General features: G+C 41.0%; 5 protein-coding genes. All 5 read left to right on the forward strand.

Features of this window, described 5'->3' with window-relative positions:
* Positions 1 to 34 precede the first annotated feature (34 nt).
* The 5 genes from EV207_RS16910 to EV207_RS16930 all read left to right on the forward strand — a co-directional run bounded on the left by EV207_RS16910 (position 35) and on the right by EV207_RS16930 (position 7,378).
* A complete protein-coding gene (locus tag EV207_RS16910; RefSeq protein WP_132747331.1) occupies positions 35 to 1,759 on the forward strand; it encodes an alpha-L-fucosidase in 1,725 nt (574 codons plus the stop codon).
* A gap of 157 nt (positions 1,760 to 1,916) precedes the next feature.
* Positions 1,917 to 4,553 (forward strand): polysaccharide lyase 8 family protein, encoded by a 2,637-nt coding sequence (locus EV207_RS16915; protein WP_132747332.1) that lies wholly within the window; start codon positions 1,917 to 1,919, stop codon positions 4,551 to 4,553.
* Positions 4,554 to 4,660: 107 nt separating this feature from the next.
* The gene (locus EV207_RS16920) at positions 4,661 to 5,182 is read left to right on the forward strand and encodes a GNAT family N-acetyltransferase (RefSeq protein WP_243647121.1); all 522 of its coding nucleotides are present in this window, start codon (positions 4,661 to 4,663) and stop codon (positions 5,180 to 5,182) included.
* Positions 5,183 to 5,234: 52 nt separating this feature from the next.
* Complete coding sequence (locus EV207_RS16925) at positions 5,235 to 5,870, forward strand: YesL family protein (RefSeq protein WP_132747333.1); 636 nt, start codon at positions 5,235 to 5,237, stop codon at positions 5,868 to 5,870.
* A 146-nt stretch (positions 5,871 to 6,016) separates the two neighbouring features.
* Positions 6,017 to 7,378, forward strand: a complete 1,362-nt coding sequence (locus EV207_RS16930; protein ID WP_132747334.1) for an aspartate kinase — start codon at positions 6,017 to 6,019, stop codon at positions 7,376 to 7,378.
* The last annotated feature ends 186 nt before the right edge of the window (positions 7,379 to 7,564 follow it).

The raw sequence follows: 7,564 nt of genomic DNA on the forward strand, positions 1-7,564 counted from the left end.
TGATCATATGTAGTAGGAGGGATATACAAATATTATGGAAGTAATGAACTGCAAACACAAAATGAAGTGGTGGAAGGATGCCAAATTCGGAATGTTTATTCATTGGGGGTTATATGCTGTTTTAAAAAAAGGCGAGTGGGTTATGTACAGCTCGAAAATCCCCGTTCATAAATACGAAAAACTTGCAAGGAAGTTTAACCCAATTAAATTTGATGCTAAACAATGGGTTCGGATCGCTAAAAATGCCGGAATGAAATATATCGTAATTACGGCAAAGCATCATGAAGGTTTTGCTATGTTTCAATCTAAAACGAGTCCTTATAATATAGTTGATGCAACACCATTTAATAGTGACCCATTGAAAGAACTAGCGGAAGAATGTCAGAAAGAAGGGATCAAGCTTTGTTTTTACTACTCTCATGTCATTGACTGGCACCATCCCGATTCCTTACATGATCGTGCCAATAATACATGGGATTATGAATTGGATAAAAAAGACTTCTATAAATATTGGAATGGGCTTGCTAAGCCTCAAATCAAAGAATTACTGACGGAATATGGACCAATCGGATTAATGTGGTTCGATACAGCGGGTGGCCTTTCAAAAGAAGACAGTGAAGAAATGGTTCAATTGGTTCGGTCTCTTCAGCCTGATTGTCTTATTAATAGTCGCGTGAGTCACTGTCCAGGTATGGGAGATTATCAATCTAAAGGTGATAATGAAATTCCTATGCTAGGACAAGATGCCCGTGAATTCGAGACACCGATGACAATGAATCAATCCTGGGGCTACAGTGATAAGGACCAAGTCTGGAAAACGACAGCATCATTACTTCGAAAGCTTGTTAACATTGTGAGCAAAGGTGGCAATTTACTGTTAAATGTTGGTCCAACACCCGACGGAGAAATTCCGGGGCAATCAGTTGAGAGGCTCGCGGAAATAGGAGAGTGGCTTGACATAAATGGAGAAGCGTTCTATGGAACAAGTCCTTGTCCTTATCCATATGAACTGGAATGGGGAAGTATCACAATGAAATCGGGGTATTTATATTTGCATGTGTATAGCGAATATTGGCCCCAAGCCAACCTGCAACTTTATGGTCTAAGAAACAAAATACTAAAAGCCTATATATTGAGCGATCCAAACAAAGCCTCTTTGGAATTTATTCAAACTTATGATTCAGAAACTAATCATTATTCGTTGTCTATAGAAGTACCTAACATCGCTCCTGATAAAAATATTGCAGTCATTGCACTTAAGATTGATGGAGAAATTGATGTTGATGAGTCATTAACACAACAACCTTCTGGTTCTATAAGACTGGCTGCATTTCAATCAGAAATTCAGCCTGTAGAAGCCAGTGGTGAAAAATCTGAAGGTTCGGAGCGGAGAAAGACTGCATTATGGCATTTTAAAGTTGTCAATCCAGGTACGTTTGAGGTTGTAATCGTAAACTTTAAAAAATCAGGTGCGATTTGGGAAGAGGCATATCAGAACCCTGTTGTGATCAGTCTAGCGGGAAAGAAGATTGTTGGCAAAGCGCGAGAAGATGTTATTCTTGAGGATTCTCCAAACTGTCAATATCCGTACCGAGAAGTACACTCGAATATTGGGGAATTGACTATTAACAGGCCAGGAGTCTACGCGCTAGAGCTTATCTCGGACATGATCAGTCCAAAACCGAAGGGAACAGAGATTTGGCAGGCGGAGGCTGTAAAGTTTCGTAATATTAAGTTAATGCGCAAAAAAGACATCTAACTAGTTGAGGCTGGAAACGTACACCTTAAACAATGCCGAATCCCGGTATGTTCTTAGTTTGGGGTATGGAAATATTAGTAGCCATTGGAAGGGCGTCACTGAAGTATGATTACGGTGAATTATTTCAGGATGACATCTATGACCGGGGAGGATTTATATGTTTTTTAAAATAAGTGCTAGATTGGGTTTTATCGTTTTAGTTACTGTGCTGATGATACCGACTTTGACCATATACTCCATGAATACCCAAAATAAGGTTTATGCCGCTGATGAATTTGATAGTTTGCGGATGAAGTGGAAAGATTATTTGACCGGAGGGAGCGAATATGATTCTGGTGATCCCGATATTTCCGCCTATATTGAAAGCCTCGTTACAAGTGTTACGAATAAGAAAGGAACAGGTTTTTGGGATACGATGAACCGTTCCAAAGAAAGATCCTATTTATGGAGTGATTTAGCCAGTAAAACGGATCCGGCAGACTTTACGGTCAGTTATAAACGGTTAGGGAAAATGGCGCTCGCTTATTCAATGAAGGATTGCTCACTCTATCAAAATCAAAAATTAAAAAAAGATATTGTGGACGGAATGGATTGGTTGTATAAGAACCGCTACAATGAAACGATGTCTGAATACGGAAACTGGTGGGATTGGGAAATCGGAACTCCGATGGCTCTCAAGGATTTGTTGGTGTTAATGTACAATGATTTAACCGACACACAAATAGAAAATAATATTGCAGTCATCGACAGATTTGTTCCCGATCCAACCCATAGAACAAGAAAAATCTGGAGTACATTAGTAGAAACAGGGGCGAATCGGGTCGATAAAGCTTTAATCGTAGCCGTTCGGGGGATCGTAGGCAAAGATTCCGAGAAAATCGCGATAGCACGGAATGCATTAAGTGATGTTTTTCAGTATGTAAAGGACGGAGACGGTTTTTATCGGGACGGTTCCTTTATTCAACATGTGGATGTCCCCTATAACGGGAGTTACGGTATTGTATTGATGAACCACCTCGTGGATGTGTTATATGCTTTGTCGGGATCTTCTTGGAAGGTGACGGATCCTAACCTAAATAATGTGTATCGATGGGTGTTTGATTCCTTCGAGCCCTTGATCTATAAAGGGGCTATGATGGATATGGTTCGCGGAAGGGCGATTTCAAGACAGGAGTCTTCGGACCATAGTGCCGGAAGAACGATCATTACGGCGTTATTGAAGTTGGCCGAGGCGGCCCCTTCCGATGTAGAGAATAGAATCAAAAGCATGTGTAAGTATTGGATTCAGAAAGATACCACTTTTGAAAACTATACAAAAGGCTTAACCATCAATGAAATGATTCTGATCAAGTCACTGATGAATGATACCAAGATCAAGCCAAGAGATGAACTGGTGACAAGTCACGTGTTTTCTTCGATGGATCGCGTGATCCATTATCGACCGAATTGGGCTCTAGGGCTCAGTATGTATTCGAATCGTATCTCCAGTTTTGAAGGACTGAACAAAGAAAATCTGAAAGGCTGGTACACCGGAAGTGGCATGACCTATTTATACAACAATGATCTCACTCAATTCAGCAACGGATTCTGGCCGACTGTGGATTCGGTTCGGCTGCCCGGAACGACTACTGACGGAGAATCGAAAGGTGTTACCCGAAGCCCCGAAAGCTGGGTTGGAGGCACGTCCATAGACGGGCTTTACAGCGTGGCCGGAATGTCTTTTGATTATCCTGACAGTAATCTGCGTGGGGAAAAATCCTGGTTTATGTTTGACGATGAAATTGTTGCTTTGGGTACCGGTATTACCGATGCCGAAAATCGAAAGGTGGAAACGATTGTTGAAAACCGTAAGTTAGATAAAGACGGGGATAATGCACTAATTGTAAACGGCAAGAAGAAACCGAGTCAACTCGGATGGTCGGAAAAGATGAATCATGTCAAATGGGCCCATTTGGAAGGGAATGTTTCTAATTCTGATATCGGCTATTATTTTCCGGGATCCGCAAACTTGTATGGACTTCGTGAAGCAAGAACCGGATCCTGGAAAGAGATCAACGATGGAGGATCTTCGGATCCAGTTACAAGAAACTATCTGAGCCTAGCATTTGAACATGGGGTTAAACCTGAGAATGCTTCATATGCGTACGTATTGTTACCAAATAAAGACGCGCCTGCAACAAAAAAATACAGTAAAAATCCAGGCGTCCGAATTCTCAATAATACATCAACCATTCAGGCAGTGAAAGAAAAAACGCTCGGGATAACAGCCGCAAACTTTTTCAAACCAGGAAAAGTGAGTTTCATTACGGCTGATAATCCCGCTTCCGTGACAGTAAGAAAAGAAGGAGGGGTGTTGACCCTTGCCGTAGCCGATCCGACACAAAAGCAAGATAACCTAACCATTGAACTCGACAAGCCGGAGCTGGCGGTTCTTAGTAAGGACAGCACGGTCAAAGTGAAGCAAACCTCACCTACGATTGAGGTGAAAGTTGATGTTTCCGGCTCTTTGGGAAAGACACAAGTTATTCGGTTTGCCATTGACGTTGACCATCTGGATGAATCCGTAAATTTCGGTTGGGAAAAAGGTTGGATCACGAACCAGGGAATATTCAATAGTTTGATGGCAAAGGTGGCACATATTCAGGATGAACAAAACAATGATAAAAAGATGCTTAATGGATTGACAGCTTTAGAAAATCAAGTACGAGCACAATCTGGAAAACATATTGATGAACAATTTTCAAAATCGCTGCTTGATGATATCACTTATTTAAAAAACCAGATAATATCCTAACAGATGGGCATGGAAGAGGAACCTTCTGAATTTAAAGGTTCCTCTCCGTACTGTACGGTAAGTTAATAAACTTCCAATTAAGATTATGAGAGAAGGAAGGAAACAACATGGATCAAAAAATAAGTATCAGAAGAATGGAAAAGGAAGACATTGGCTTGTTAGAACGGGCCTTTACTGCGCAAGGTATTGTCAAACAAGAAGGCTATTTTTCAAAATGCTTTCATGAAACGGTCACGGGAGAGCGGGTGACACTGTTGGGGTTTTATAACGACCATTTGGCTGGGTGTTGTCACTTGATTATAAAACCGAAGTATGCGTTTTTCCGAGACCATCATATTCCAGAAATTAACGATTTAAATGTGTTTGTGGAATATAGGAAAAAAGGAATTGCCAGCCTTCTGATCGATCGATTCGAAAAAATTGCTGCAGAGACTTTTGACGCAATCGGCATCGGGGTCGGGCTGTATGAAGATTACGGAACAGCCCAAAGATTATATTGTAAAAAAGGCTATATCCCCGATGGTAGAGGGGTGCAGTATAAGGACGAAACGGTCCCTGCAGGGGAATATGTTCATTTGGATGACGATCTCGTCCTTCGTTTTACAAAGAGTCTGGGTGATCGAAAATAATTATATGGCTGATCAAGGGCCTTGATCAATCAGCCTTAATAAGGGGGATAAGATGGAATACAAAGGATGGCTAGGATCTTTTTATCGTATTGCTGAATGGATTATGCTTTTGGCTTATGTAAATATACTTTGGATTTTGTTTACGGCTATGGGCCTCATTGTAATGGGGGTGTTCCCATCAACGGTCGGTGTTTATACGGTTGTTCGCAAGTGGATTATAGGAGATGACGATGTACCTATTTGGAAAACCTTTTGGAATGCCTATCGGACTGAATTTGTTAAAGCGAATGCAGCCGGATATCTTTTTGTATTAATCGGTTTGATTATTTTTATTGACCTTAGATTTTTTGAATCTCTCAGCGGTCTGATCTCATTGATTTTGTCCTATGCTTTTTTGGTTTTCTTTATTTTCCATTTGATGATGTGGTTGTTTTTCTTTCCGGTATTTGTTCATTATGACTTAACAATCCCTCAATACATTAAGCAAATATTTTTGGTTGTGATACTCCGTCCATTGGAGGCAATTTTAGCAGCCGCGGGCGGTATAGCGGTTTATTACCTCATGCTTCTTGTCCCGGGCTTAATTCCGTTTTTTGCCATGAGTGTGATGGCGTTTGCTTTAATGTGGATAGCATGTCGTGCTTTTAGCAAACTAAAAATAAAAGTCGAAGAGCAAAATCAAGGTTAAGACCTCTAAGTCAACTTTAGTACATCTATAAAAGACATTTGTCCACATAAAGTGGAATTTCCTCTTGCATCTTGCCCAAAAACGAGTGATAATAATAAGAATATTCCGTTTAGCGGGTTGTACAGCATAGGGAGTTGAGAGCTAAAATGAAAATTGTTAAATTTGGTGGAACATCGTTAGCAACTGGAAATCAAGTCAGAAAGGTCTTTGATATTGTCATGTCCGACCCAGAAAGGCGGATTGTGGTTGTATCAGCACCAGGGAAGCGTTACCCTGAGGATATAAAAGTAACCGATTTGTTAATTGCTTGCGCTGAACATTATTTGCGCTTTGGTGAAGGAAGAGAACAGTTTGAAGCAGTTATTGGCAGATATGCAAGCATTGCAGATGATTTGGGACTAGCCGAGGAAATCGTCAATACCATTCATGATGATTTACTGAAAAGGTTGAATGGCAACCGCAAGAATCCACAGAAATATATGGATGCTGTAAAGGCTAGCGGGGAGGACAACCATGCCAAGCTAGTCGCTGCCTACTTCCAAAGCCAAGATATTGAAGCACACTATGTTAATCCAAAGGAGGCAGGTTTATGGGTCAGCGATGAACCGGGGGGCGCCCAAGTCTTATCCGAGTCGTATGATGCTTTATACAAGCTGCGTGATCGGTCTGGTATTTTAATCTTTCCCGGCTTTTTTGGTTATAACAAAGCTGATGAAATTGTAACGTTCTCCCGAAGCGGGTCAGATATCACTGGCTCAATTTTAGCCAATGCTGTTAAGGCGGACCTATATGAGAATTTTACGGATGTAGATGCGGTCTTTTCCGTCAATCCAACCATTGTTAACAATCCGAAGGAAGTTCATGAGCTAACCTATCGGGAAATGCGTGAACTTGCCTACGCCGGTTTTACCGTATTGCATGATGAAGCACTCATTCCCGCCTTTCGTGCCAGAATCCCGGTGAATATCAAAAATACCAATCATCCGTACAAACCGGGGACAAGGATTGTCTATGAGCGTGAGCATACCAATGGTCCTGTTAATGGCATTGCTAGTGATAACGGTTTTTGCAGCATTTATATCGAAAAATATTTGCTTAACAAAGAAGTTGGCTTTGGCCGCAGATTGCTAAGTATTTTAGAGGAATTCGGCTTATCCTTTGAACACATGCCATCTGGAATCGATGATATATCTGTTATTTTAAGGCAAGATCAAATTCCTGATCATTTGGAAAAAAGAATAGTCAGTCGGATTAAAGAAGATCTTGATGCTGATCATGTCATGGTTCGCCATGATCTGTCCCTCATCATGTTAGTTGGAGAAGGCATGCGAAATAATGTCGGGACAGCAGCACGGGCGTCTAATGCCCTTGCACAGGCCGAGGTGAACATTGAAATGATTAACCAAGGGTCATCTGAAGTGAGCATGATGTTTGGCGTAAAAGAAAAGGACGAAAAAAGGGCCGTTCAAGCGCTGTATGAGGAATTTTTCGCCGGTGTGGTGGTGTAAATATATAGCAGTTAAAAAAAACGTGCAGTTTTTGCACGTTTTTTTAGTTAATCAGAAAGTATAACTTTCTGACGCACATAAGTGCAACTAAGCCTCTGTCTTCACCAAAGGCTCGCCAATCGGCGAGTTTTCTTTATAGTATCAGAATTTATAAATTTAGGGTTCCTTTTTTGTAGTATCAGAATT

This window comes from Scopulibacillus darangshiensis, assembly GCF_004341035.1.
GTDB lineage: Bacteria > Bacillota > Bacilli > Bacillales > Sporolactobacillaceae > Scopulibacillus > Scopulibacillus darangshiensis.

Bases quoted from the DNA above. Each gene is read 5' to 3' on its own strand.
- EV207_RS16910 (WP_132747331.1), top strand. From the start codon at position 35: ATGGAAGTAATGAACTGCAAACACAAAATGAAGTGGTGGAAGGATGCC.
- EV207_RS16915 (WP_132747332.1), top strand. From the start codon at position 1,917: ATGTTTTTTAAAATAAGTGCTAGATTGGGTTTTATCGTTTTAGTTACT.
- EV207_RS16920 (WP_243647121.1), top strand. From the start codon at position 4,661: ATGGATCAAAAAATAAGTATCAGAAGAATGGAAAAGGAAGACATTGGC.
- EV207_RS16925 (WP_132747333.1), top strand. From the start codon at position 5,235: ATGGAATACAAAGGATGGCTAGGATCTTTTTATCGTATTGCTGAATGG.
- EV207_RS16930 (WP_132747334.1), top strand. From the start codon at position 6,017: ATGAAAATTGTTAAATTTGGTGGAACATCGTTAGCAACTGGAAATCAA.